At 58.1% G+C, this 26,088-nt stretch carries 23 protein-coding genes; 21 read left to right on the forward strand and 2 right to left on the reverse strand.

Going from position 1 to position 26,088, the window contains the following annotated elements; translation table 11 throughout:
• Positions 1-20 precede the first annotated feature (20 nt).
• On the forward strand, positions 21-1,661 hold the full coding sequence (gene pgm, locus F3J36_RS15265; RefSeq protein ID WP_166719969.1) for a phosphoglucomutase (alpha-D-glucose-1,6-bisphosphate-dependent): 1,641 nt from the start codon (positions 21-23) through the stop codon (positions 1,659-1,661).
• A 42-nt stretch (positions 1,662-1,703) separates the two neighbouring features.
• Here the strand turns inward: pgm and kdpE are convergent, their stop codons facing one another.
• Complete coding sequence (kdpE, locus tag F3J36_RS15270; RefSeq protein WP_021508554.1) at positions 1,704-2,378, reverse strand: two-component system response regulator KdpE; 675 nt, start codon at positions 2,376-2,378, stop codon at positions 1,704-1,706.
• A 246-nt stretch (positions 2,379-2,624) separates the two neighbouring features.
• Between kdpE and F3J36_RS15275 the strand changes: the two genes are divergently transcribed.
• The 11 genes from F3J36_RS15275 to nei all read left to right on the forward strand — a co-directional run bounded on the left by F3J36_RS15275 (position 2,625) and on the right by nei (position 11,864).
• Positions 2,625-2,825, forward strand: a complete 201-nt coding sequence (locus tag F3J36_RS15275; RefSeq protein WP_166719970.1) for a YbfA family protein — start codon at positions 2,625-2,627, stop codon at positions 2,823-2,825.
• Between the two features lie 151 nt (positions 2,826-2,976).
• Entirely contained in the window at positions 2,977-3,933 is a 957-nt protein-coding gene (locus F3J36_RS15280; RefSeq protein WP_058757888.1) for a 2-thiouracil desulfurase family protein, read from the forward strand.
• Positions 3,934-3,945: 12 nt separating this feature from the next.
• Positions 3,946-5,373, forward strand: a complete 1,428-nt coding sequence (gene phrB / locus F3J36_RS15285) for a deoxyribodipyrimidine photo-lyase (RefSeq protein ID WP_166719971.1) — start codon at positions 3,946-3,948, stop codon at positions 5,371-5,373.
• A gap of 18 nt (positions 5,374-5,391) precedes the next feature.
• On the forward strand, positions 5,392-6,135 hold the full coding sequence (locus F3J36_RS15290; RefSeq protein ID WP_166719972.1) for a type 2 GTP cyclohydrolase I: 744 nt from the start codon (positions 5,392-5,394) through the stop codon (positions 6,133-6,135).
• A gap of 161 nt (positions 6,136-6,296) precedes the next feature.
• The gene (pxpB, locus tag F3J36_RS15295; RefSeq protein WP_088516294.1) at positions 6,297-6,953 is read left to right on the forward strand and encodes a 5-oxoprolinase subunit PxpB; all 657 of its coding nucleotides are present in this window, start codon (positions 6,297-6,299) and stop codon (positions 6,951-6,953) included.
• The gene (gene pxpC, locus F3J36_RS15300) at positions 6,947-7,885 is read left to right on the forward strand and encodes a 5-oxoprolinase subunit PxpC (protein WP_088516295.1); all 939 of its coding nucleotides are present in this window, start codon (positions 6,947-6,949) and stop codon (positions 7,883-7,885) included. The genes pxpB and pxpC overlap by 7 nt, the downstream gene beginning before the upstream one ends.
• On the forward strand, positions 7,869-8,606 hold the full coding sequence (pxpA, locus tag F3J36_RS15305) for a 5-oxoprolinase subunit PxpA (RefSeq protein WP_166719973.1): 738 nt from the start codon (positions 7,869-7,871) through the stop codon (positions 8,604-8,606). The genes pxpC and pxpA overlap by 17 nt, the downstream gene beginning before the upstream one ends.
• Before the next feature lie 57 nt (positions 8,607-8,663).
• Positions 8,664-9,392, forward strand: a complete 729-nt coding sequence (locus F3J36_RS15310) for a DUF969 domain-containing protein (protein ID WP_021508546.1) — start codon at positions 8,664-8,666, stop codon at positions 9,390-9,392.
• Positions 9,392-10,408: a DUF979 domain-containing protein gene (locus tag F3J36_RS15315; protein ID WP_166719974.1), complete on the forward strand. Its 1,017-nt coding sequence runs from the start codon at positions 9,392-9,394 to the stop codon at positions 10,406-10,408. The genes F3J36_RS15310 and F3J36_RS15315 overlap by 1 nt, the downstream gene beginning before the upstream one ends.
• A gap of 7 nt (positions 10,409-10,415) precedes the next feature.
• The gene (pcp, locus tag F3J36_RS15320; RefSeq protein WP_166719975.1) at positions 10,416-11,063 is read left to right on the forward strand and encodes a pyroglutamyl-peptidase I; all 648 of its coding nucleotides are present in this window, start codon (positions 10,416-10,418) and stop codon (positions 11,061-11,063) included.
• Between the two features lie 12 nt (positions 11,064-11,075).
• On the forward strand, positions 11,076-11,864 hold the full coding sequence (nei, locus tag F3J36_RS15325; RefSeq protein WP_058769449.1) for an endonuclease VIII: 789 nt from the start codon (positions 11,076-11,078) through the stop codon (positions 11,862-11,864).
• Positions 11,865-12,208: 344 nt separating this feature from the next.
• Here the strand turns inward: nei and F3J36_RS15330 are convergent, their stop codons facing one another.
• The gene (locus F3J36_RS15330) at positions 12,209-13,492 is read right to left on the reverse strand and encodes a citrate synthase (protein WP_021508542.1); all 1,284 of its coding nucleotides are present in this window, start codon (positions 13,490-13,492) and stop codon (positions 12,209-12,211) included.
• Positions 13,493-14,247: 755 nt separating this feature from the next.
• Here F3J36_RS15330 and sdhC point away from each other — a divergent pair.
• From sdhC to cydA, 9 genes are all read left to right on the forward strand, one after another.
• Positions 14,248-14,637 (forward strand): succinate dehydrogenase cytochrome b556 subunit, encoded by a 390-nt coding sequence (gene sdhC, locus F3J36_RS15335; RefSeq protein WP_021508541.1) that lies wholly within the window; start codon positions 14,248-14,250, stop codon positions 14,635-14,637.
• Positions 14,631-14,978, forward strand: a complete 348-nt coding sequence (sdhD, locus tag F3J36_RS15340; RefSeq protein ID WP_166719976.1) for a succinate dehydrogenase membrane anchor subunit — start codon at positions 14,631-14,633, stop codon at positions 14,976-14,978. The genes sdhC and sdhD overlap by 7 nt, the downstream gene beginning before the upstream one ends.
• On the forward strand, positions 14,979-16,745 hold the full coding sequence (gene sdhA / locus F3J36_RS15345; protein WP_021508539.1) for a succinate dehydrogenase flavoprotein subunit: 1,767 nt from the start codon (positions 14,979-14,981) through the stop codon (positions 16,743-16,745).
• 14 nt (positions 16,746-16,759) lie between these two features.
• Positions 16,760-17,476 carry a succinate dehydrogenase iron-sulfur subunit gene (locus F3J36_RS15350; RefSeq protein WP_021508538.1) on the forward strand — a complete coding sequence of 239 codons (717 nt, stop codon included), beginning with the start codon at positions 16,760-16,762 and terminating at the stop codon, positions 17,474-17,476.
• Between the two features lie 206 nt (positions 17,477-17,682).
• The gene (gene sucA, locus F3J36_RS15355; RefSeq protein WP_021508537.1) at positions 17,683-20,490 is read left to right on the forward strand and encodes a 2-oxoglutarate dehydrogenase E1 component; all 2,808 of its coding nucleotides are present in this window, start codon (positions 17,683-17,685) and stop codon (positions 20,488-20,490) included.
• 15 nt (positions 20,491-20,505) lie between these two features.
• Entirely contained in the window at positions 20,506-21,720 is a 1,215-nt protein-coding gene (gene odhB, locus F3J36_RS15360; protein WP_021508536.1) for a 2-oxoglutarate dehydrogenase complex dihydrolipoyllysine-residue succinyltransferase, read from the forward strand.
• Positions 21,721-21,790: 70 nt separating this feature from the next.
• Positions 21,791-22,957: an ADP-forming succinate--CoA ligase subunit beta gene (sucC, locus tag F3J36_RS15365; RefSeq protein ID WP_006118458.1), complete on the forward strand. Its 1,167-nt coding sequence runs from the start codon at positions 21,791-21,793 to the stop codon at positions 22,955-22,957.
• Positions 22,957-23,832 carry a succinate--CoA ligase subunit alpha gene (gene sucD, locus F3J36_RS15370; RefSeq protein WP_021508535.1) on the forward strand — a complete coding sequence of 292 codons (876 nt, stop codon included), beginning with the start codon at positions 22,957-22,959 and terminating at the stop codon, positions 23,830-23,832. The genes sucC and sucD overlap by 1 nt, the downstream gene beginning before the upstream one ends.
• Before the next feature lie 676 nt (positions 23,833-24,508).
• Positions 24,509-26,080, forward strand: a complete 1,572-nt coding sequence (cydA, locus tag F3J36_RS15375; protein WP_058757874.1) for a cytochrome ubiquinol oxidase subunit I — start codon at positions 24,509-24,511, stop codon at positions 26,078-26,080.
• Positions 26,081-26,088: the final 8 nt, after the last annotated feature.

Below are 26,088 nucleotides of genomic sequence, written 5' to 3' on the forward strand. Positions count from 1 at the left end.
AGCGTCAGGGAGAAGCGCCAATGGCCAATCACCCCCGTGCCGGGCAACCTGCCCAGCAGAGCGATTTGATTAACGTTGCACAATTAACCTCGCAGTACTACGTCCTGAAGCCGGATGCGGCGAACCCGGACCATGCGGTGAAATTTGGCACCTCCGGCCACCGCGGCAGCGCGGGACGTCATAGCTTCAACGAAGTACACATTCTGGCGATTGCGCAGGCGATCGCTGAAGAGCGTAAAAAGAACGGCATCACCGGCCCGTGCTACGTAGGTAAAGACACCCATGCGCTGTCTGAGCCGGCGATCCTGTCAGTGCTGGAAGTGCTGGCCGCTAACGGCGTTGATGTGATTGTGCAGCAGGACAACGGCTATACGCCGACGCCAGCTATCTCCAACGCCATTCTGGAGCATAACAAGCGCGGCGGCGCGCAGGCGGACGGTATCGTGATTACCCCGTCGCACAACCCGCCGGAAGACGGTGGCATCAAGTACAATCCGCCGAACGGTGGACCGGCTGACACTAACGTCACCAAAGTGGTGGAAGATCGCGCGAATCAGCTGATCAAAGGTGAGCTGAAAGAGGTTAAGCGTCTGGCGCTGGATCAGGCGTGGGCCAGTGGCCACATCGTTGAGCAGGATCTGATCCAGCCATACGTTGAAGGTCTGGCGCAGGTGATTGACTTCCCGGCGATCCAGAAAGCCGGCCTGAAAATCGGTGTCGATCCGCTCGGCGGTTCCGGCATGGCCTACTGGCAGCGCATTGCTGAGCACTACCAGCTGGATCTGACCATCGTCAATGATGCCATCGATCAGACGTTCCGCTTCATGCATCTGGATAAAGATGGCGTGGTGCGCATGGACTGTTCGTCCGAGTGCGCGATGGCCGGTCTGCTGGCGTACAAAGACAAGTTCGATCTGGCCTTCGGTAACGATCCGGATTACGACCGTCACGGCATCGTCACGCCCGCCGGTCTGATGAACCCGAACCACTATCTGGCGGTAGCGATCAACTACCTGTTCCAGCACCGTCCGCAGTGGGGCAAAGAGGTGGCCGTCGGTAAAACGCTGGTTTCCAGCGCGATGATCGACCGCGTGGTGAACGACATTGGTCGCAAGCTGGTAGAAGTACCGGTCGGCTTCAAATGGTTCGTGGATGGTCTGTTCGACGGCAGCTTTGGCTTTGGCGGCGAAGAGAGCGCCGGCGCCTCGTTCCTGCGTTTCGACGGCTCCGCCTGGTCAACAGACAAAGACGGCATCATCCTGTGTCTGCTGGCGGCGGAAATCACTGCGGTTACCGGTAAGAACCCGCAGCAGCACTATGATGAGCTGGCCGCGCGTTTTGGTGCGCCAAGCTACAACCGTCTGCAGGCATCTGCCACTTCTGCGCAGAAAGCGGCACTGTCGAAGCTGTCACCTGAAATGGTCAGCGCCGATACGCTGGCGGGCGACCCGATCACCGCACGTCTGACCGCGGCACCGGGCAACGGCGCCTCGATTGGTGGTCTGAAAGTGATGACTGAAAACGGCTGGTTCGCGGCACGTCCGTCCGGCACGGAAGACGCCTACAAAATCTATTGTGAAAGCTTCCTCGGCGCTGAGCATCGCCAGCAGATCGAGAAAGAAGCGGTAGAAATTGTCAGCGAAGTGCTGAAAAACGCCTGACAGGGCATCCTGCATGAAGAAGGCCGCGTTTGCGGCCTTTTTTTATGGCATGAAGCGATAGCCGATGCCGGTTTCTGTCAGCAGGTGCGTCGGCTGGGTGGGATTGGCTTCCAGCTTTTGCCGCAGGTGTCCCATATAGATGCGCAGATAATGGCTGTGTTCCACGGCGTTGGGCCCCCACACCTGGTTAAGCAACTGGCGCTGGGTCAGTACTTTGCCAGCGTTATTCAGCAGCAGGCTGAGCAGGCGAAATTCGGTCGGTGTCAGATGCACCTCTTCGCCGCTGCGCAGCACGCGCCGCGCGGCGAGATCAACGCTCACTTCGCCAAACTGCACCAGCGGCTCCGGCTGGCTGCGCTGATGACGACGCAGCGCCACGCGCACGCGCGCCAGCAGTTCGCCGATGCCAAACGGCTTAGTGAGATAGTCGTCAGCGCCGGCATCCAGCGCCTCGATTTTATCCTGCTCGTCACTGCGTGCTGACAGCACAATTACCGGCATGCTGCTCCACTGCCGCACTTCGCGGATGAAGGCATTGCCATCGCCGTCCGGTAAACCGAGATCGAGAATCACCAAATCCGGTTTGCGCGTAGCCGCTTCAATCAGGCCGCGCTGCAACTGCTCCGCTTCCACAATCTTCAGGCCTTCGCTCTCCAGCGCCAGGCGCACGAAACGGCGAATCTCCTTTTCATCTTCGACAATCAAGATGGTCGTCACGCTGACTCCTGCGGCAAATAAGGTTAACGCATTACTTTAACAATAAACCGCGACGGCGTCCGTCACGATCTCAGTAACTCGCTGTGATCCAAAATTTTACAAAAATGTAACTTCCTTTCATCCCGGCCAGGAAATGGCTGAAAAAAGATCAAAATAGTGGTCGGATGAGTAGTAAAATTACACAACCAGGCGTAATATCTGAGGCAGATCACATTTCATAGCAAAATTTACCACGAGGAGGCATTGATGTATCAGGCATATCCATTCGCCAAAATTGTGCTGCGCCGTGTGCTGGTGGTATTGATTGGCGTACTGGCGCTGCCAGTGATGCTGTTCCGCCAGGATCGCGCGCGCTTCTACAGTTATCTGCACCGCATGTGGTGCAAAACCAGCACCAAACCGGTCTGGCTGGCGCAATCGGAAGCGGCAGGCGGTATCCACTGGTAACGCCCGGCTTCGCGGTGATAACCCGGTGACCTCGCTCGAGGCACCGGGTTTTTTTATCTTAAAGTGGTGCGACAAACGCATTGTCCCGCTGTTATCTCGCGGCATTTCAGCTACACTTAAACCTCTACAAGATTTTGGAGGTTGTACAAGTATGAGCGAGAAAATTCCTGTAGGTATCAGTGCCTGCCTGCTCGGGGATAGCGTCCGATTCGATGGCGGCCACAAGCGTTTTGCCTTTGCAACTGACGAGCTCGCGCCATTTGTGCGCTTCGAACCTGTCTGCCCGGAAATGGCCATCGGTCTGCCGACGCCGCGCCCGGCGCTGCGGCTGGTCAAACAGAGCGACGATCAGATCCACCTGTGTTTCAGCAAAGACGGCGGGGAAGAGCTGACCGACGACATGGCCCGCTGGTCTGCGGAGCGCGTCAAATCGCTGCATCATCTGTGCGGCTACATCCTGTGTGCCAAATCGCCGAGCTGCGGACTGGAGCGCGTGCGCGTCTACGAGCCTGACACTAACAACAATCGCAAAGCCGGCACCGGCGTGTTCACCTCGTTCCTGCAGAAAGAGCTACCGTGGCTGCCGCTGGAAGAGGATGGACGCCTGCACGATGATGCGATCCGCGAAAACTTCATGGGGCGCGTCTATGCGCTGCATGAGTTCAACGAAATGTGGCGCAGCGGGCTGACGCGCCACAAGCTGATTGCCTTCCACAGTCGCTACAAATTACTGCTGCTGTCGCATGCGCAGGATGAGTACCGCGAGATGGGGCGGTTTGTCGCGGCGATGGAACAGTGGGAGTCACTGGATGCGTACGCCTTTGAATACCGTAACCGTCTGATGCACCTGATGTCGCACCAGGCGTCGCGCCGTAATCACACCAATGTGCTGATGCACGTACAGGGCTATTTCCGGCCGAAGCTGAGTTCACCGCAGCGTCAGGAGCTGGCGCAGCTGATTGACCGCTACCGTCGCGGTGTGCAGCCGTTGCTGGCCCCCATCACCATGTTGAAACATTACATGGCAGAGTTCCCGCACCCGTGGCTGGCGCAGCAGCGTTATTTCGATCCCTACCCGGAAGCGCTGCGTCTGCGCTACGGCCAGTAAACACGGAGCGTTATGAGCACTCACTTAGTCTGGCTGCGTAACGATTTGCGCATGAATGATAACAGCGCACTGGCCGCGGCCTGCCGCGACAATCAGGCCGAGGTGCTGGCGCTGTTCATCGCCACGCCCGGCCAGTGGCAGCAACACAGCATGGCCCCCAAACAGGCGGCTTTTATCCATCAAAACCTGTGCCTGCTGCAGCAGTTGCTGGCAGAACGCGGTATCAAGCTGCACTATCATCAGTGCGATGACTTCGCCGCGTCGGTCGACTATCTTGCGACCTTCTGCCAGCAGCACAAGGTGGATGCGCTGTTTTACAACTATCAGTATGAAATCAATGAGCGCCAGCGCGATGCTGCGGTTGAGAAGCAGCTCGATCAGCAGGGCGTGGTGTGCCAGGGATTCGATGACAGCCTGCTGTTACCGCCGGGCAGCGTACAGACCGGCAGCAACAGCATGTTCAAAGTGTTCACGCCGTTCAGCAAAGCGTTTATCCGGCGTCTGCAACAGGGGCTGCCAGAGTGCCATCACGCACCGAAAGCGCGCGCCGGGGCACCCGTGGCCGCCGGCAAAAAAATAGCGGCATTCGATTATCCTGTGGAAAAATTCGACGAAACCTGGTTCCCCGCCGGAGAAGAGGCGGCGCTGAAGCAGCTGCGCCAGTTTGCCCAGCAGCGGGTGGAAAAATATGACCAGCAGCGCGACATACCGGCGATTGACGGCACCAGCCGCCTGTCGCCGTATCTGGCGATTGGTGTGCTGTCGCCGCGTCAGTGCCTGCATCGCATTCTGAAGGAGCATCCGCAGGCGCTTAATAACGGCAGCGCGCTGGTGTGGCTGAATGAACTGGTCTGGCGCGAATTTTATCGTCACCTGATGGTGGCCTTTCCGGCGCTGTGTAAGCATCAGCCGTTTGTCGACTGGACGCGCAACGTCAGCTGGCAACAGAATGAGCAACACCTTACCGCCTGGCAGCAGGGCAAAACCGGTTATCCGATTGTTGACGCAGCGATGCGCCAGCTCAATACGCTGGGCTGGATGCACAACCGGTTACGCATGATCACCGCCAGCTTCCTGGTGAAAGATCTGCTGATTGACTGGCGCGAGGGTGAACGCTATTTCATGCAGCAGCTGATTGACGGCGATCTGGCGGCTAACAACGGTGGCTGGCAGTGGGCCGCGTCGACCGGCACCGACGCCGCGCCTTACTTCCGCATCTTCAACCCGACGACCCAGGGCGAGCGCTTTGATAAGCAGGGCGAGTTTATCCGCCGGTGGCTGCCGGAGCTGCAAGACGTGCCGGACAGCGCCATCCATCAACCGCACGCCTGGGCGGAGAAAAATAACAAGAAACTCGATTATCCGGCGCCAATCGTGGAACATAAGGCGGCACGTAAAAAGACATTAGACGCCTTCGAGCGCGCGCGCAGCGCAGCCTGAGGCGGTCACGGAGCCGTTATGAACAATTTCGAGTTAGAACAGATCGTCAATCAGCAACTCAACACCAGTGCCTTCAGCGACTATGCGCCCAACGGTTTGCAGGTTGAGGGGCGTGAGCAGGTGCGCCGCGTAATAACCGGCGTGACGGCCTGTCAGGCACTGCTGGATGAGGCGGTAAAACGCCAGGCCGATGCGATACTGGTGCATCATGGCTACTTCTGGAAGAGCGAAGCGCCGGTGATCAAAGGCATGAAACGCCAGCGTCTGCGCACGCTGCTGGCCAATGACATCAACCTGTACGGCTGGCACCTGCCGCTCGATGCTCACCCACAGTTGGGCAACAACGCCCAACTGGCCACGCTGTTTGATATCGACGTCAAAGGTGAAATTCAGCCGCTGGTGCCCTGGGGCGAGCTGGCTGAGCCGCTAAGCGGTTCGGCGCTGGCGGAAAAAATCGCGGCGCGCCTCGGCCGCCAGCCGCTGCACTGCGGTGATAATGCTCCGGCGCTGATTCGCCGGGTGGCATGGTGCAGCGGTGGCGGTCAGGGCTTTATCGATGCGGCCGCCGCCTTTGGCGTTGACGCCTTTATCAGCGGTGAAGTCTCTGAGCAGACCATTCACAGCGCCCGGGAACAGGGACTGCATTTCTTTGCTGCCGGCCATCATGCCACCGAACGCGGCGGCATCAAAGCGCTCGGTGAGTGGCTCGCCAGCCAGCATGGTCTGGATGTGACCTTTATCGATATCGACAACCCCGCCTGACCGCCTCGCTTATGCGCCCGGAAAACACGTGCCGGGCGCAAATCAGTTGACACATCTCCTTCACTTTCGCATAACTTATTGACTTTTCGCATAAGCGAATGCCCTCAGGCGCGCCGTCACTGCGGTCACGGCGCGTTTTATTAATGACCGGGAGGTGGGTTTTGCAACGAGCACGTTGTTATCTGCTGGGTGAGCGGGCGGTGGTACTGGAGCTGGAACCGCCGGTTTCGCTCGTCAGCCAGCAGCGCATCTGGGGATTGTGCCAGCGGCTGCAGCAGAATGAGCAGATCGCGGAAGTGATTCCGGGCATGAATAACCTGACGCTGCTACTGCGCGATCCGCAGCTGAAAGCGCTGGATGCTATCGAGCGTTTGCAGCGCTGGTGGGAAGAGAGCGAGGTGCTGCTGGCCGAGCCGCGTCAGGTTGAGATTCCGGTGGTGTATGGCGGCGCGGGCGGTCCGGATCTGGTGGAGGTCGCCCGTGCGGCGGATCTGACCTCGCAACAGGTGGTGGAGCTGCACAGCAGCGCGGATTACGTGGTCTATTTCATTGGCTTTCAGCCGGGTTTCCCTTATCTCGGCGGGCTGGATGAGCGGCTGCACACGCCGCGTCGCGCCGAGCCCCGGCTGGTGGTGCCTGGCGGTTCGGTGGGCATTGGCGGCAGCCAGACCGGCATCTATCCGCTGGCCGCGCCCGGTGGCTGGCAGCTGATTGGCCACACGCCGCTTAGCCTGTTCGATCCACAACAGCAGCCGCCGACGCTGCTGCGTCCCGGCGACAGCGTCCGCTTCGTGCCACAACGGGAGGGCGTATGTTAAACATTTTGCGTGCCGGATTAATGACCTCTGTGCAGGATCGCGGTCGCCACGGCTGGCGGCAATACGGTATCAGCCTGAGCGGCGCACTGGATGAGCCTTCAATGCGCACGGCCAATATGCTGGTCGGCAATGCGGAAAACAGCGCGGTGCTGGAAATTGTGCTCGGTCAGTTCAAAGCGGAGTTTCGTCGCGACGGCTGGTTTGCGCTGACCGGTGCCAGCTGCAGCGCCGAACTGGATGGCCAGCCGGTGTGGACCGGCTGGCGTCTGCCGGTGAAAAAAGGCCAGGTGCTGAGTCTGTCTATGCCCACGCGCGGTATGCGCAGCTATCTGGCGGTGAACGGCGGTTTCGCCATCGACGCCATGCTGGGCTCGCACAGCACCGATCTCAAAGCGGCCTTTGGCGGCTGGCAGGGACGTAAACTGCAGGATGGCGATCAGCTGCCGCTGGGCAAGCCGACGCACCGCTTCAGCCATCAGGCTGGCGTCCGACAGCTGCTGTGGGGCAACCGCATCCGCGCGCTGCCGGGGCCGGAGTACAACGAATTTACCCACGACGCGCAGGACGCATTCTGGCGTAACCCGTGGCAGCTCAGCCCGCAAAGTAACCGCATGGGCTACCGGCTGCAGGGCAGTCCGCTGCAGCGCAGTGTCGCACGTGAACTGCTGTCGCACGGCCTGGTGCCGGGTGTGGTGCAGGTGCCGCCGAACGGCCAGCCGATTGTGCTGATGGCCGATGCGCAAACCACCGGCGGCTATCCGCGTATTGCCTGCGTCATCGAAGCCGATCTCTATCAGCTGGCGCAGATTCGTCTGGGAGAACCGATTCACTTCATCCGCTGCACGCTGGAGGAGGCGCTGCTGGCCAAACAGCAGCAGCAACGTTCGCTTGATCAGATAGCCTGGGGGCTTGCTCATGAAGATCGATCTTAACGCCGACCTCGGTGAAGGCAGTGCCAGCGATCGGACCCTGCTGGAGCTGGTGAGCTCGGCCAACATCGCCTGCGGTTTCCATGCCGGCGATGCCGAAACCATGCTGCAGTCGGTGCGCTGGGCCAGCGCCAATGGCGTGGCGATTGGTGCGCATCCGAGCTTTCCTGACCGGGAAAATTTTGGCCGGACCGCCATGCAGCTGCCGCCGGAAACCGTGTACGCGCAGGTGATCTACCAGATTGGTGCCCTGAAAAGCCTTGCCGAAAGTGAAGGGGCGAAGCTGGTGCACGTGAAGCCGCACGGCATGCTGTATAACCAGGCAGCGGCGGATGCAGCGCTGGCGGATGCGATTGCGCGCGCGGTGAAAGCCGTCGATCCGGCGCTGATTCTGGTTGGCCTGGCGGGCAGCGCTTCAATTGCCGCCGCCGCGCATCATGGTCTGCGCACGCGCGAAGAGGTGTTTGCTGACCGCGGCTATCTGGCCAGTGGCGCGCTGGTGCCGCGCAGCCAGCCGGGGGCGTTAATCGAAGAGGCTGAGCAGGCGCTGGCGCAGACGCTCACCATGGTGCAGCAGCGTCAGGTGCGCAGCGTCAGCGGCGAATGGGTGGCGGTAAATGCGCAGACGGTCTGTCTGCACGGCGATGGTGCCCATGCGCTGGAATTCGCCCGCACGCTGCGCGCTGCTTTTGCGACAAATCAGATTGCTGTCACCAGCGCCTGATCATTGACTGTTAGCCCGGCCTGTTGCCGGGCTTTTTATTTCTGACGAGGGGAAAACATGGATAACGTGGTCAATCTCTGGCCGTTACTTGGCATTGCCGCGATTGTGCTTGGCTTTGTGCTGCGCTTCAACCCGGTGCTGGTGGTGATTGTTGCCGGTTTTGTCACCGGGCTGGCGGCGCATATGCCGCTCGGCGATATTCTGGAGAAGCTGGGTTCCGGCTTTCTCAATACCCGTAATCTGCCGCTGATCCTGCTGTTACCGCTGGCGGTCATCGGATTGCTGGAGCGCCACGGTTTAAAAGAGCGTGCGCAGACGTGGATCGCCCGGATCAAAACCGCCACCGCCGGCCGTTTACTGATCGTCTATCTGTTCGTGCGTGAGCTGACTGCGGCGCTGGGGCTGACCAGCCTGGGCGGGCATCCGCAGATGGTGCGTCCGCTGCTGGCGCCGATGGCCGAAGGTGCCACTGAAAACCGTTACGGCAGCGTATCACCGGAGATTCGTCAGCGGCTGCGCGCCATGTCGGCGGCTACCGATAACGTCGGGCTGTTCTTCGGTGAAGACATTTTCGTGGCCTTCGGCGCGATCATTTTTATGCACAACTTTATGCAGGAGTCAGCGGGCATCAGCACCGAACCGTTGCACATCGCGCTGTGGGGCATTCCGACGGCGCTGTGTGCGTTCCTGATTCATGCTGCGCGACTGGTGCGGCTCGACCGTCAGCTGTCGCGTGAGCTGGGCGCGCTCAACCAGCAGGCGCTGCGCGCAAAAGGAGGTGAGTGATGTTTCAGCAACAGTATCTGATGTGGCTGGCCGGGGCGATCCTGCTGATTGTCGCGCTGCTGTCATGGCGCGATAGCGCCAACCCACGCCGTTTTACCACCGGTTTATTCTGGGCGCTGTACGGTCTGATTTTCCTGATTGGCGACGGTGCTTATCAACTGATGGGGCAGTGGGCCGGTGATGCGGAGCTGGGACGTCGTTGGTTGCATATTGCCGTGGGCGCGGCGGTGGTGATCATGGCGCTAATTGCCGGGTTCGGCGGCGTGCGCCTCGGTCGCTACCATCAGCGCAGCGATGAACAGAAGCAGCAGAGTGCGCAGCGTCTCGGCAATAAGCTGTTTCTGCCGGCGCTGGCGATCCCGCTGGTGACGGTGATTGGCGTGCTGGCGTTCAATCATATTCCCGGTCTGCAGGAGAGGGTGTTTGGCCCGGGCAATCATTCGACGCTGGTCACGCTGTTTTCGATGATGATTGGCTGCGTGCTGGGCTGGCTGATTGCGCTGAAGTTTACCCACGAGAAGCCGCTGCAGTCGATGCAGGAGACGCGGCGTTTGCTGGATGCGGTTGGCTGGGCGTTTATTTTGCCGCAGATCCTCGCCACGCTTGGCCTGCTGTTTACCAGCGCTGGCGTCGGCACGGCGATTTCGCATCTGACCGAACACTATCTGGCGGTGGATAACCGGCTGATTGCGGTGGCGGTGTATGCACTGGGCATGGCGCTGCTGACCATGGTGATGGGCAACGCGTTTGCGGCGTTTCCGATTGTCACCGCCGGCATCGGTATTCCGATTCTGGTGCTGCAGCACGGTGGCAATCCGGCGGTGATGGCGGCGATCGGCATGTTCTGCGGTTACTGCGGCACGCTGATGACGCCGATGGCTGCCAACTTCAATATTGTTCCGGCGCGTTTACTGGAACTGCCGGACCGTAACGCGGTGATCAAGGCTCAGGTGCCAACCGGTGTGCTACTGTTAGTAGTAAATATTTTCCTGCTTTATTTCCTGATGTTCCTGTGAGGTTGCGATGAAAACGGTGTTAATGACGGCGTTCGAGCCGTTTGGCGGCGAGCGCATTAATCCGTCGTGGGAAGCGGTGCGCAGCTTTGATGGTCGGGAGTTCGGCGGCGCGCGGATTGTGGTGCGCCAGCTGCCGGTGGTATTCGCCCGCTGCGGCCAGGTGCTGACCGCTGCGCTGGAAGAGCTGCAGCCGCACCGCGTGCTGTGCGTCGGCCAGGCTGGCGGGCGCAGCGATATCAGCGTAGAGCGCGTGGCGATTAATGTGAACGATGCGCGCATTCCGGATAATGACCAGCAGCAGCCGGTCGATCAGCCGATTGTCGCCGGGGGACCGGCGGCCTATTACTCTACGCTGCCGATCAAAGCGATGGTCGCGGCACTGCGCGAAGTGGGGATTCCGGCTTCGGTGTCGCAAACCGCCGGGACGTTTACCTGCAATAACGTCATGTATCACCTGCTGCACTGGCTGCAGACCACAGGCAGCGCAGCACGCGGCGGTTTCGTGCATATTCCTTATATGCCGCAGCAGGCGGCGCAGCATCCTGGCGCACCAAGTATGTCGACCGCCAGTGTGATTCAGGCGCTGGAAACGTCGCTGCAGGTGATTCTCAGCACAGAGAAAGACATTCGCGAAGTGGGCGGCGCAACCCATTAATCAGGAGCGGTTATGCCAGAGGGACCGGAGATCCGCCGCGCGGCGGATCAACTTGCAGCGGCAATGGTGGGCAAGCCTCTGACCGAGGTATGGTTTGCTTTTCCGGCGCTGAAGACCTACGAACCGGCGCTGATGGGGGAAACCATCGACGCCTTTGAAACGCGCGGCAAGGCACTGCTGACACACTTCTCCAACGGGCTGACGCTGTATAGCCATAATCAGCTGTACGGCGTGTGGCGTGTGGTGCCGAGCGGGACTGAGCCCAATACTTCGCGCCAGCTGCGCGTGCGGCTGGGGAATGCCGACCGGGCAATTTTGCTGTATAGCGCTTCGGATATTGAGCTGCTGAACGCAGATACGCTCGGCGCGCATCCGTTTTTACAACGCGTCGGACCGGACGTGCTGGACGCCACGCTGACGGTGGAAGAGGTGCGCGAGCGACTGCTGTCGCCGCGTTTTCGTCGCCGCCAGTTCAGCGGTTTGCTGCTGGATCAGGCATTTCTCGCCGGGCTCGGCAACTATCTGCGCGTCGAGATTTTGTGGCACGCCGGTTTGCTGGCGCAGCATCGTGCACAGGATTTAAGCGATCAGCAGCTGGATGCGTTGAGCCACGCCATGCTGGCGGTGCCGCGTTTGTCTTATCAGATGCGTGGCAGCATGAAGAAGTATCACGAAGAGGCGGCGTTTCGTTTCGAGGTGTTTCACCGCCAGGGCAAAAAGTGCCGGCGCTGCGGTACCGTCATTGAGAAGGGCGTACTGTCATCACGACCGTTTTACTGGTGTCCGGGCTGTCAGCATTGAGTTTTAGTCATCAATAGAAGAGGCGCGGGACAGGCCATCATCGTCTTGCGGCAAACCGCACCAGATCTAATGCACTGACTGGCTGAGCCCCGGGGCAGGCAATCCGCAGCGCTGAACAGCATGAGGAAGTCAGGATGAGACCGCATGGATGCGGGCGAAAGCCGGAGCCGGGACAGGATGTCCCGTCGACGGCGGTCCGTCAGACTGACAAAGGATGTGAAGGTACCGCGTCAGCGGCGCGAGGACGCCTGAAACGGGGCTCAGCCAGGCAGGGCTTGGCACGATGCGTCCCAAACATTCGCCGTGTACTAAAAAGAAAAGGGCGGGATAACCCGCCCTGATTGTTATTTTTTCAGCGCCGAGCTGAATTCGCGCTCGGTGTAACCGGTGTAGAGCTGACGTGGGCGGGCAATCTTCATGCCTTCGTCGTGCATCTCTTTCCAGTGCGCAATCCAGCCAACGGTACGCGCCATCGCGAAGATCACGGTAAACATTGATGACGGAATGCCCATCGCTTTCAGGATGATGCCGGAATAGAAATCGACGTTCGGATAGAGTTTGCGCTCGATAAAGTACGGGTCGTTCAGCGCGATGTGCTCCAGTTCCATCGCCACTTCCAGCAGGTCGTCCTTCATGCCCAGCTCGTTCAGCACTTCATGACAGGTTTCACGCATCACGGTTGCGCGCGGGTCATAGTTCTTATACACACGGTGACCGAAGCCCATCAGACGGAACGAATCGTTCTTATCTTTGGCGCGACGCACGAATTCCGGGATGTGATCCACGGTGCTGATCTCTTCCAGCATACGCAGCGTGGCTTCGTTGGCACCACCGTGCGCAGGTCCCCACAGCGAGGCGATACCGGCGGCGATACAGGCAAACGGGTTGGCACCGGAAGAACCGGCGGTACGCACGGTAGAGGTTGATGCGTTCTGTTCGTGGTCAGCGTGCAGGATCAGGATACGGTCCATGGCGCGTTCCAGCACCGGGTTCACTTTGTACTCTTCACACGGCGTAGCAAACATCATGTGCAGGAAGTTACCGGCATAGGAGAGATCGTTACGCGGATACACAAACGGCTGGCCGATGGAGTATTTGTAACACATCGCGGCCATAGTCGGCATTTTTGACAGCAGGCGGAAGGCGGCGATTTCACGGTGACGTTCAATATTCACGTCTAATGAATCGTGATAGAAGGCGGCCAGCGCGCCGGTAACGCCGCACATCACCGCCATCGGGTGTGAATCACGACGGAAGCCGTGGAACAGGCGGGTGATCTGCTCGTGAATCATGGTGTGACGGGTTACGGTGGTGCGGAACTCGTCGTACTGCGCCTGAGTAGGGGCTTCGCCGTTCAGCAGGATGTAGCACACTTCCAGATAGTTTGAGTGGGTAGCCAGCTGATCGATAGGGAAACCGCGATGTAACAAAATCCCTTCATCACCATCAATAAAGGTAATTTTTGATTCGCAGGACGCCGTAGAGGTAAAACCGGGGTCGAAGGTGAACAGGCCTTTTGAGCCAAGGGCGCGGACATCAACAACATCCTGTCCCAGCGTGCCTTGCATCACATCCAGTTCCACGGAGTTGTTATCTTGTAGGGTTAGCGTCACTTTTTTATCTGTCATTTTTCGTCTCCATAGCGCCTTAGTAGGTAAGGATCTTAGACACCTGAACAGTCATCATGTTGCGTTTACCCGCCGTATTTTCGGGCCGCCGCTACACTGGCTGCGCGCGCGCAGTGCGGTCATTTACTTGCGTAAACGCCCATCATTTGCACGCTTACTGCCTTGTTGCAACCCGCACGACTTAGGCTAAAACAGAATCTTCACAGCATCACTCAGCGGTAACGTTCATGCTGCAAGGTTACGGAGCGAAATGTGTAAAGCCAATCGGTGGTGTCCGGGCATGACGCGCTGCACATCGTGGATGTTAAAGATCCTGTCACGACATAACTTCTTGGTAACCAATAACCTGACGGTTTGTGTTGCTCGTAAAGGCAATGTTACATAACTTGAGCTTAGGGGAAAGTGTATCCCCATAACTTTTATGCATCATAGGGTTTTAGTGCGTTCGTTTGTAACTGAAATGTTGATCTATTGTCAAATCAGATAATTAAAAATGTATAAATTGTGAAATACGTGAGGCGGATCACTGTTCAGCTTAAATGTGACCAAAGAGATTGTAGGGGAATTGTAATCAGAATGTGATCCTCCTATACTGCCGCCAGGTCTCCGGAATACCCTGACACCAGGAGCCACCCAGCGTTTTACCCGCTTCACTTAACACTGGATGTTGCTATTTTGGTGGCGGTTGCAGTCCGAACACGCACTGTGCTCTTCTGTAACTCAGGACCGGAGGAAGCAAAATAAAAAAGAGCTGTGTGGGCAAAACCGTGAAAAAACAAAGACCTGTTAACTTGGATCTCTCGACGATCCGGTTTCCCGTTACTGCAATATCGTCCATTCTCCACCGCGTCTCCGGCGTGATTACCTTTGTCGCTCTCGGAATTCTGCTCTGGTTACTGGGTCTCTCCCTCTCTTCTCCGGAAGGTTTCCAGCAAGCGGCATCCATCATGGATAGCTTCTTCGCCAAATTCATCATGTGGGGCATCCTGACCGCGCTGGCATATCACGCAGCAAGCGGCATTCGTCACATGCTGGCCGACTTCGGTTTTACGGCAGAAACCCTGCAGGTGGGAACCCGTACCGCGCAAGCGGTTTTTGTTATCACTGTCGTGCTCTCAATTCTGGCTGGAGTCCTCGTATGGTAAGCAATGCTTCTGCATTAGGACGCAACGGTATCCATGACTGGTTGTTACTGCGTGCTGCTGCAATCTTAATTACGCTCTACATTCTCTACATCCTCGGTTTTGTCGTGATGACCGTCACGCTGACGTATGACGTCTGGCGCGGCTTTTTCGCTTCCTCCTTTACTAAAGTGTTCACGTTGCTGACGCTGTTCTCGATTCTGGTCCATGGCTGGATTGGCATGTGGCAGGTCCTGACCGACTACGTGAAACCGCTGGCAACGCGTCTGGTGTTGCAACTGGTGATTGTGGTCGCGCTGTTGTCGTATGCAATTTATGGAACTGTTGTGGTGTGGGGTGTGTAAATGAGTTTGCCAGTCAGAGAATTTGATGCCGTGGTGATCGGCGCAGGTGGTGCGGGTATGCGCGCCGCGCTGCAAATCTCCCAGTCGGGCCAGAGCTGTGCTCTGTTATCCAAAGTGTTCCCAACCCGTTCCCACACCGTATCGGCGCAGGGCGGGATTACCGTGGCACTGGGTAACTCCCACGAAGATAACTGGGAATGGCACATGTACGATACCGTCAAAGGCTCCGATTACATCGGTGACCAGGACGCGATCGAATATATGTGTAAAACCGGTCCGGAAGCGATTCTGGAGCTGGAGCACATGGGCCTGCCATTCTCCCGTCTTGATGACGGCCGCGTTTATCAGCGTCCGTTTGGTGGCCAGTCGAAAAACTTCGGTGGTGAGCAGGCGGCGCGTACCGCTGCTGCTGCCGACCGTACCGGCCACGCCCTGCTGCATACGCTGTATCAGCAGAACCTGAAAAACAAAACCACCATCTTCTCCGAGTGGTATGCACTGGATCTGGTGAAAAACGCTGACGGCGCGATCGTCGGCTGTACCGCCATCTGCATCGAAACCGGTGAAACGGTCTACTTCAAAGCCAAAGCCACTATCCTCGCGACCGGCGGTGCTGGCCGTATCTATCAGTCCACCACCAACGCCCACATCAACACCGGCGACGGCGTCGGCATGGCGCTGCGTGCCGGCGTGCCAATGCAGGATATGGAGATGTGGCAGTTCCACCCAACCGGCATCGCGGGTGCGGGTGTGCTGGTGACCGAAGGCTGCCGTGGTGAAGGTGGCTATCTGCTGAACAAGCATGGCGAACGTTTCATGGAGCGCTACGCGCCAAACGCCAAAGATCTGGCGGGCCGTGATGTGGTGGCGCGTTCAATGATGGTGGAAATTCGTGAAGGTCGCGGCTGCGACGGCCCGTGGGGTCCGCACATTAAACTGAAACTCGACCATCTGGGCGCTGAAGTGCTGGAATCCCGTCTGCCGGGCATCCTCGAACTGTCGCGCACCTTTGCTCACGTTGACCCGATTAAAGAACCGATTCCGGTTATCCCGACCTGCCACTACATGATGGGCGGCGTACCGACCCGCGTGACCGGTCAGGCGCTGCGCGTTAACGAGCAGGGCGAAGATGAAGTGATTCCGGGCCTGTTCGCGGTAGGCGAAATTGCCTGCGTATCGGTACACGGCGCAAACCGTCTTGGCGGCAACTCGCTGCTCGACCTGGTGGTATTTGGCCGCGCGGCCGGTGTTCATCTGATGGAGTGCATCGCTGAGCAGGGTGAACTGCGCGACGCCACCGAAGATGAAATCGACGCGGCGATGGCCCGCTTCAACCGCTGGGAAAACAACACCACCGGTGAAGACCCGGTTGAAATCCGCAAGGCGCTGCAGCGCTGCATGCAGAACAACTTCTCGGTATTCCGTGAAGGGGATGCGATGCGTGAAGGCCTGGCCGAGCTGAAAGAGATTCGTGAGCGCCTGAAAAACGCGCGTCTCGATGACCGTTCACCGGACTTCAACACCCAGCGTATCGAATGCCTTGAGCTGGATAACCTGATGGAAACCGCTTACGCCACCGCGGTAGCGGCCAACTTCCGCACCGAAAGCCGTGGCGCTCACAGCCGCTTCGACTACCCGGAGCGTGATGATGCCAACTGGCTGTGCCACAGCCTCTATGTTCCGCAAACGGAAAGCATGACGCGCCGTGAGGTGAACATGCAACCGAAACTGCGTGCGGCCTTCCCGCCGAAAGCGCGTACTTACTAATTGCGGAGATCATCATGAGACTCGAATTTTCTATCTATCGCTACAACCCGGAAGTCGATGACAAACCGCGCATGCAGGATTACACCCTCGAAGCGGAAGATGGTCGCGACATGATGCTGCTGGACGCGCTGATCCGTCTGAAAGAGAAGGATCCTACGCTGGCCTTCCGTCGCTCCTGCCGTGAAGGCGTGTGCGGCTCCGATGGCCTCAACATGAACGGTAAAAATGGCCTGGCGTGTATCACGCCGGTCTCCGCACTGGGCAATGGCAGCAAGAAGATTGTTATCCGTCCGCTGCCCGGTTTGCCGGTAATCCGCGACCTCGTGGTGGACATGGGACAATTCTATGCTCAGTATGAGAAGATTAAGCCTTTCCTGTTGAATAATGGGGAAAATCCGCCAGCGCGCGAGCATCTGCAAACGCCTGCGCAGCGCGAGCACCTGGACGGCCTGTACGAGTGTATTCTCTGTGCCTGCTGCTCCACGTCGTGCCCGTCATTCTGGTGGAATCCGGACAAGTTCATCGGTCCGGCCGGCCTGCTGGCGGCGTACCGCTTCCTGATTGACAGCCGCGACACCGAAACCGATGCGCGCCTCGACAATCTGAATGATGCTTTCAGTGTTTTCCGCTGTCACAGCATCATGAACTGTGTGAGCGTGTGCCCGAAAGGCTTAAACCCAACGCGCGCCATCGGCCACATTAAGTCGATGCTGCTGCAGCGCGGGGCGTAACAAACGGAAGTCACGATCGGGAACCCAGGTTCCCGATCGTTTACGGAAGCCTCTATAAGCGCGGTACTGACCACGCTTATAAAGGTTCCCTTACGGGCCAGGCGCCGGTTGCGCACAGGTTCGTATCGCTGAACTCACTACGGCAAGCCGCGTAAGCGGCAACAAATGAAACCTCAAAAAAGCAGATTAATGCTTAAGGGATCACAATGCAGAACAGCGCGATGAAACCCTGGCTGGACTCCTCCTGGCTGGCCGGCGCGAACCAGTCCTACATAGAGCAACTCTATGAGGATTTCCTGACCGATCCTGACTCTGTTGATGAAGTGTGGCGCTCGATGTTCCAGCAGCTGCCGGGCACCGGCGTGAAACCTGAGCAGTTTCACTCCACGACGCGTGAATACTTCCGCCGCCTGGCGAAAGACGCCACCCGCTACACCTCCACAGTCACCGATCCGGCCGCTAATTCCAAACAGGTTAAAGTGCTGCAGCTGATTAATGCGTTCCGCTTCCGCGGCCATCAGCACGCTAACCTCGATCCGCTCGGCCTGTGGAAGCAGGAGCGCGTGGCGGATCTCGATCCGGCCTTCCACGATCTGACCGACGCCGATTTTCAGGAAAGCTTTAACGTAGGCTCTTTCGCCATTGGCAAAGAGACCATGAAGCTGGCCGATCTTTATGCCGCACTGCAGCAGACCTACTGTGGTTCGATTGGTGCAGAGTACATGCACATCAACAACACCGAAGAGAAGCGCTGGATTCAGCAGCGTCTGGAATCGGTGGTGGGCCATGCGTCATTCAGCGCGGACGAGAAAAAAGGTTTCCTGAAAGAACTGACGGCGGCAGAGGGCCTGGAAAAATACCTCGGCGCGAAATTCCCGGGTGCCAAACGCTTCTCGCTGGAAGGCGGTGATGCGCTGGTACCGATGCTGCGCGAAATGATTCGCCACGCCGGCAAGAGCGGCACGCGTGAAGTGGTGCTGGGCATGGCGCACCGCGGCCGTCTCAACGTGCTGATCAACGTGCTGGGTAAAAAACCGCAGGATCTGTTCGACGAGTTCTCCGGCAAGCACAAAGAGCACCTCGGTACCGGTGACGTGAAGTACCACATGGGCTTCTCGTCAGACGTGGAAACCGAAGGCGGCCTGGTGCACCTGGCGCTGGCGTTCAACCCGTCGCATCTGGAAATTGTAAGCCCGGTAGTCATGGGCTCGGTGCGTGCGCGTCTGGATCGTCTGGCGGAGCCGGGCAGCAACAAAGTCCTGCCGATCACCATTCATGGTGACGCCGCGGTTATTGGCCAGGGCGTGGTGCAGGAAACCCTGAACATGTCGCAGGCTCGCGGTTACGAAGTGGGCGGCACCGTACGCATCGTGATTAACAACCAGGTGGGCTTCACCACCTCGAATCCGAAAGATGCGCGTTCTACCCCGTACTGCACCGACATCGGCAAAATGGTGCTGGCACCGATCTTCCACGTCAACGCGGACGATCCGGAGGCGGTGGCGTTTGTTACCCGTCTGGCGCTGGATTATCGCAACACCTTCAAACGCGATGTGTTCATCGACCTGGTGTGCTACCGCCGTCACGGCCATAACGAAGCCGACGAGCCAAGCGCAACCCAGCCGCTGATGTATCAGAAAATCAAAAAGCATCCGACGCCGCGCAAAATCTACGCCGATCAGCTGGAAAGCGAAGGCGTGGCCACGCAGGAAGATGCCACCGAGCTGGTAAACCTGTACCGCGACGCGCTGGATGAAGGCGAGTGCGTGGTGCCGGAATGGCGTCCGATGAGCCTGCACTCGTTCACCTGGTCTCCGTACCTCAACCACGAGTGGGATGAGAGCTACCCGGAAACCGTGGACATGAAACGTCTGCAGGAGCTGGCGCGCCGCATCAGCAGCATTCCGGAAGCGGTGGAAGTGCAGTCGCGCGTTGCCAAGATTTACAACGACCGCAAAGAGATGGCGGAAGGCAACAAGCTGTTCGACTGGGGCGGCGCGGAAAACCTCGCTTACGCCACGCTGGTGGACGAAGGCATTCCGGTGCGCCTGTCGGGTGAAGACTCCGGCCGCGGCACCTTCTTCCACCGTCACGCGGTGATTCACAACCAGCAGAACGGTTCGACTTACACTCCGCTGCACCATATCCATAACGGTCAGGGTCAGTTCAAGGTGTGGGATTCGGTGCTGTCGGAAGAAGCGGTACTGGCGTTCGAATACGGTTACGCCACCGCCGAGCCGCGCGTGCTGACCATCTGGGAAGCGCAGTTCGGTGACTTCGCCAACGGCGCTCAGGTGGTGATCGATCAGTTCATCAGCTCCGGCGAGCAGAAATGGGGCCGCATGTGTGGTCTGGTGATGCTGCTGCCACACGGCTATGAAGGGCAGGGTCCGGAGCACTCTTCCGCGCGCCTTGAGCGCTATCTGCAGCTGTGTGCTGAGCAGAACATGCAGGTCTGTGTGCCATCAACGCCAGCGCAGGTGTACCACATGCTGCGTCGTCAGGCGCTGCGCGGTATGCGCCGTCCGCTGATCGTGATGTCGCCGAAGTCGCTGCTGCGTCATCCCCTGGCGGTATCCAGCCTTGATGAGCTGGCCAACGGCAGCTTCCAGCCGGCGATTGGTGAGATCGACGACCTCGATCCGCAACAGGTGAAACGCGTGGTGCTGTGCTCCGGTAAAGTTTATTACGATCTGCTGGAGCAGCGTCGTAAGAACGAGCAGACCGATGTCGCCATCGTGCGTATCGAACAGCTCTATCCGTTCCCGCACAAAGCGGTGCAGGAAGCGCTGAAGAATTACGCCCATGTTCAGGATTTCGTCTGGTGTCAGGAAGAGCCACTGAACCAGGGCGCATGGTATTGCAGTCAGCATCATTTCCGCGAAGTGGTTCCATTTGGTGCGTCACTGCGTTACGCAGGCCGTCCGGCTTCTGCTTCACCGGCCGTGGGCTATATGTCCGTACATCAACAACAGCAGCAAGACCTGGTAAATGACGCGCTGAACCTTGGTTAATTAAAAGGAAAGAAAATGAGTAGCGTAGAAATTCTCGTTCCCGATTTGCCTGAATCCGTAGCGGACGCCACGGTAGCCACCTGGCATAAAAAACCCGGCGACTCTGTGACCCGCGACGAAGTGCTGGTCGAGATCGAAACTGACAAAGTGGTACTGGAAGTGCCTGCCGCCGCTGACGGTGTGCTGGAAGCGGTGCTGGAAGACGAAGGCGCCACCGTAACGTCGCGCCAGATTCTGGGCCGTCTGAAGGAAGGCAACAGCGGCGGGAAAGAGACCACGGCAAAAGTGGAAAGCAAGGAGTCTACGCCTGCACAGCGTCAGACTGCATCTCTGGAAGAAGAGAGCAATGACGCGCTCAGCCCGGCCGTGCGCCGCCTGATTGCGGAAAACAACCTCGACGCCAGCCAGATTAAAGGCACCGGTGTTGGCGGCCGTTTGACGCGCGAAGATGTGGAAAAACATCTGGCGAAGAAAGCCGACGGCGCGAAAGCGGCACCGGCAGCCGATGCGGCTCCGCAGGCAGTCGCCAACCGCAGCGAGAAGCGCGTGCCAATGACCCGTCTGCGCAAGCGCGTGGCCGAGCGTCTGCTGGAAGCGAAAAACAGCACCGCGATGCTGACCACCTTCAACGAAGTCAACATGAAGCCGATCATGGATCTGCGCAAGCAGTACGGCGATGCCTTCGAGAAGCGTCACGGCGTGCGTCTGGGCTTTATGTCCTTCTACATCAAAGCGGTGGTCGAAGCGCTGAAACGCTTCCCGGAAGTCAACGCGTCGATCGACGGCGATGATGTGGTGTACCACAACTATTTCGATGTCAGCATCGCGGTCTCAACGCCGCGTGGTCTGGTGACGCCAGTGCTGAAAGACGTTGATGCGCTGAGCATGGCCGACATCGAGAAGAAAATTAAAGAGCTGGCGGTGAAAGGCCGTGACGGCAAGCTGACGGTGGAAGAACTGACCGGCGGTAACTTCACTATCACCAACGGTGGTGTGTTCGGTTCGCTGATGTCTACGCCGATCATCAACCCGCCGCAGAGCGCGATTCTGGGGATGCACGCCATCAAAGATCGCCCAATGGCGGTGAATGGTCAGGTGGTGGTGCTGCCAATGATGTATCTGGCGCTCTCCTACGATCACCGTCTGATCGATGGTCGTGAATCTGTCGGCTATCTGGTCGCGGTGAAAGAGCTGCTGGAAGATCCGGCGCGTCTGCTGCTGGATGTCTGATTTTCGCCGGGCGCGCTGGCACGAGGCGCGCCCAAATTAACCCTGTTTAGATCTGAATGGATAGAACATCATGAACTTACACGAATACCAGGCGAAGCAGCTGTTTGCACGGTATGGTATGCCAGCACCGACTGGCTACGCCTGCACCACGCCACGTGAAGCCGAAGAAGCCGCCTCGAAAATTGGCGCGGGTCCGTGGGTGGTGAAATGTCAGGTTCATGCCGGTGGCCGCGGTAAAGCGGGCGGTGTGAAGGTGGTTAACAGTAAAGAAGACATTCGTGCTTTCGCTGAAAACTGGCTGGGCAAACGTCTGGTGACCTACCAGACTGACGCCAATGGCCAGCCGGTAAACCAGATCCTGGTTGAAGCGGCGACCGACATCGATCAGGAGCTGTATCTGGGTGCGGTGGTTGACCGTGCTACCCGTCGCGTGATCTTCATGGCGTCAACAGAAGGCGGCGTGGAAATCGAGAAAGTGGCGGAAGAAACCCCGCACCTGATCCACAAAATGGCGCTGGATCCGCTGACCGGCCCGCAGCCATACCAGGGCCGCGAGCTGGCATTCAAACTGGGTCTGACCGGCAAGCAGGTCAGCCAGTTCACCAAAATCTTCATGGGTCTGGCGACCATGTTCCTGGAGCGCGACCTGGCGATGGTTGAGATCAACCCGCTGGTGATCACAAAACAGGGCGACCTGATCTGTCTGGATGGCAAACTGGGTGCCGATGGCAATGCCCTGTTCCGTCAGCCAGAGCTGCGTGAAATGCGCGACCCAAGCCAGGAAGACCCACGTGAAGCCCACGCGACGCAGTGGGAACTGAACTACGTCGCGCTGGAAGGCAACATTGGCTGTATGGTCAACGGCGCTGGTCTGGCGATGGGCACCATGGACATCGTGAAACACCACGGTGGTCAGCCTGCAAACTTCCTTGATGTTGGCGGCGGCGCAACCAAAGAGCGCGTTACCGAAGCCTTCAAAATCATCCTGTCTGACGATGCTGTGAAAGCGGTATTCGTTAACATCTTCGGCGGCATCGTGCGCTGCGACCTGATCGCAGACGGCATCATCGGTGCTGTGGCTGAAGTGGGTGTCAACGTACCGGTCGTGGTACGTCTGGAAGGTAACAACGCCGAGCTGGGCGCGAAGAAACTGGCGGACAGCGGTCTTAACATCATTGCAGCAACCAGCCTGACAGACGCAGCACAGCGTGTTGTCGCTGCTGCGGAGGGTAAATAATGTCCATTCTGATCGACAAAAACACCAAAGTCATTTGCCAGGGTTTCACCGGTGGCCAGGGAACGTTCCACTCTGAGCAGGCGCTGGCCTATGGTACGCAGCTGGTTGGCGGTGTGACGCCAGGTAAAGGCGGCACCACCCATCTCGGTCTGCCGGTGTTTAACACCGTGCGCGAAGCAGTAGAAGCCACGGGCGCCACGGCCACCGTGATCTACGTGCCGGCACCGTTCTGCAAAGACGGTATCCTGGAAGCGATCGACGCGGGTATCAAACTGATCATCACCATCACCGAAGGTATCCCGACGCTGGATATGCTGACCGTGAAAGTGAAGCTGGACGAAGCGGGCGTGCGCATGATCGGCCCGAACTGCCCGGGCGTGATCACGCCAGGCGAATGTAAGATCGGTATCATGCCGGGCCACATTCACCAGCCAGGCCGCGTCGGTATCGTGTCACGTTCCGGTACGCTGACCTATGAAGCGGTTAAGCAGACCACCGACATCGGCTACGGCCAGTCCACCTGTGTGGGCATCGGCGGTGACCCGATCCCTGGCTCTAACTTCATCGACATCCTGAAAATGTTCCAGGACGATCCGCAGACCGAAGCGATCGTGATGATCGGTGAGATCGGCGGCAGCGCTGAAGAAGAGGCCGCGGCGTTCATCAAAGAGCACGTGACCAAGCCTGTCGTCGGCTACATCGCCGGCGTAACGGCGCCGAAAGGCAAGCGTATGGGCCACGCCGGCGCCATCATTGCCGGTGGTAAAGGCACCGCCGATGAGAAATTTGCTGCGCTGGAAGCGGCCGGTGTGAAAACCGTTCGCAGCCTGGCCGATATCGGCGACGCGGTGAAAGCGGTACTGCCAGCGAAATAATATTTTGCTGCTGAAAGAACAAAGCCACCTGCGGGTGGCTTTTTTTATGGCTGTAATGCACGGCCATTAGCCGTCCTCACACATTTGCAGTAAAAACGTAACGGCAACATTTTCTGCGGCTATGCTTACTTTGTCGTTGAGTAAAGAAGGGCAAAGAGGCGTGCTTTTTCCCGTCAGCGTCCAGGCATCTGGCTGGCACAGAGGTTAAATAATTACGCGAAAGGTAATTGTTTTCTTAATTGCGCTATCGATTTATGACAACTAATTAACAACAACTCTAACACTACATATCTGGAAAATTATTGTCTTAATCCAGATCAATAAAAGGCGATATATAGCAAACTTTACCGCTGGCTAAAAGCAACCCAACCGGTATAAATTGCGCTGCATCAATTCAGTCTTTTTCATCATTTTTCAGGAGTTTGTGCCAGGCGTTGTCATATCAATTCTGTCGCCTCCTCATCTTACTCCTGCTCGAAACAGGCTGAAGCGATCGGTTTTTCGGGGAATTTTCACCACTGTTACTCGCTCACTTCGGGCCGCAGTACGCATTGTGCTGTCGGTAACAAAACTGGAATCAATAATCAGTCGTTCCTGACCTTATTCTGCATCGCACTGCCCGCTGTTTGTGGTTGTTATTCGCAGGATGAGTTCATGCGAGGAGCAAGGAGTCATCATGTTAGATATTGTCGAGCTGTCGCGTTTACAGTTTGCCCTGACGGCGATGTACCATTTCCTGTTCGTGCCCTTAACGCTCGGTATGGCGTTTTTACTGGCGATCATGGAAACGGTCTATGTCCTGTCGGGAAAACAGATTTATAAAGATATGACCAAATTCTGGGGCAAGTTGTTTGGTATCAACTTTGCGCTGGGCGTGGCCACCGGTCTGACCATGGAATTTCAGTTCGGTACCAACTGGTCTTATTACTCCCACTACGTCGGCGATATCTTCGGTGCGCCGCTGGCCATCGAAGGCCTGATGGCGTTCTTCCTTGAATCCACCTTTGTCGGCCTGTTCTTCTTCGGCTGGGATCGCCTCGGTAAAGTGCAGCACCTGGCGGTGACCTGGCTGGTGGCACTCGGCTCGAACATGTCCGCGCTGTGGATCCTGGTGGCGAACGGCTGGATGCAGAACCCGATCGCCTCCGAGTTCAATTTCGAAACCATGCGTATGGAGATGGTGAGCTTCTCCGAGCTGGTGCTGAACCCGGTGGCGCAGGTGAAATTTGTGCATACCGTGGCCGCGGGCTACACCACCGGTGCGATGTTCATTCTGGGCATCAGCGCCTGGTATCTGCTGAAAGGGCGCGACATCGCGTTTGCTAAACGTTCCTTTGCGATCGCTGCCAGCTTCGGTATGGCTGCCGTGCTGTCGGTCATCGTGCTGGGTGACGAATCCGGCTATGAAATGGGCGACGTGCAGAAAACCAAGCTGGCCGCCATCGAAGCCGAATGGGAAACCCAGCCGGCGCCGGCGGCCTTTACGCTGTTTGGCGTGCCGGATCAGGCGACGCAGGAGAACAAGTACGCCATCCAGATCCCGTATCTGCTCGGTTTAATTGCTACGCGTTCCGTCGATACGCCGGTCACCGGTCTGAAAGATCTGCTGGCGCAGCATGAAGTGCGCATCCGTAACGGTATGAAAGCCTATGCGCTGCTGAACGAGCTGCGTGCCGGCAGTAAAGATCCGGCGGTGCGCAGTGAGTTTGAGACGCATAAACAGGATCTCGGCTACGGTCTGCTGCTCAAGCGTTATACCCCGGACGTGGCGAACGCCACGGAAGCGCAAATCCAGCAGGCAACGCAGGATTCCATTCCGCGCGTGGCACCACTCTATTTCGCCTTCCGCATCATGGTGCTGTGTGGCGTGCTGCTGCTGGGCATCATTGCGCTGTCGTTCTGGAGCGTGATTCGTAACCGCATCGGTAAGAATCGCTGGCTGCTGAAAGCGGCGCTGTACGGTATTCCACTGCCGTGGATTGCCGTCGAAGCTGGCTGGTTTGTCGCTGAATATGGCCGTCAGCCGTGGGCGATTGGTGAGGTGCTGCCAACCGCCGTGGCCAACTCGTCGCTGACCGTCGGCGATCTGCTGTTCTCGATGATCCTGATCTGCGGCCTGTATACCGTGTTCCTGGTGGCGGAGATGTATCTGATGTTCAAATTTGCCCGCCTTGGTCCAAGCAGCCTGAAAACCGGCCGCTATCACCATGAAACAGTGCAGGCTGTGACTCAACCGGCGCGCGGATAAGGAGAGCG

This window comes from Pantoea sp. Cy-640, from assembly GCF_011752635.1.
GTDB classification, from domain to species: Bacteria; Pseudomonadota; Gammaproteobacteria; order Enterobacterales; family Enterobacteriaceae; genus Pantoea; species Pantoea dispersa.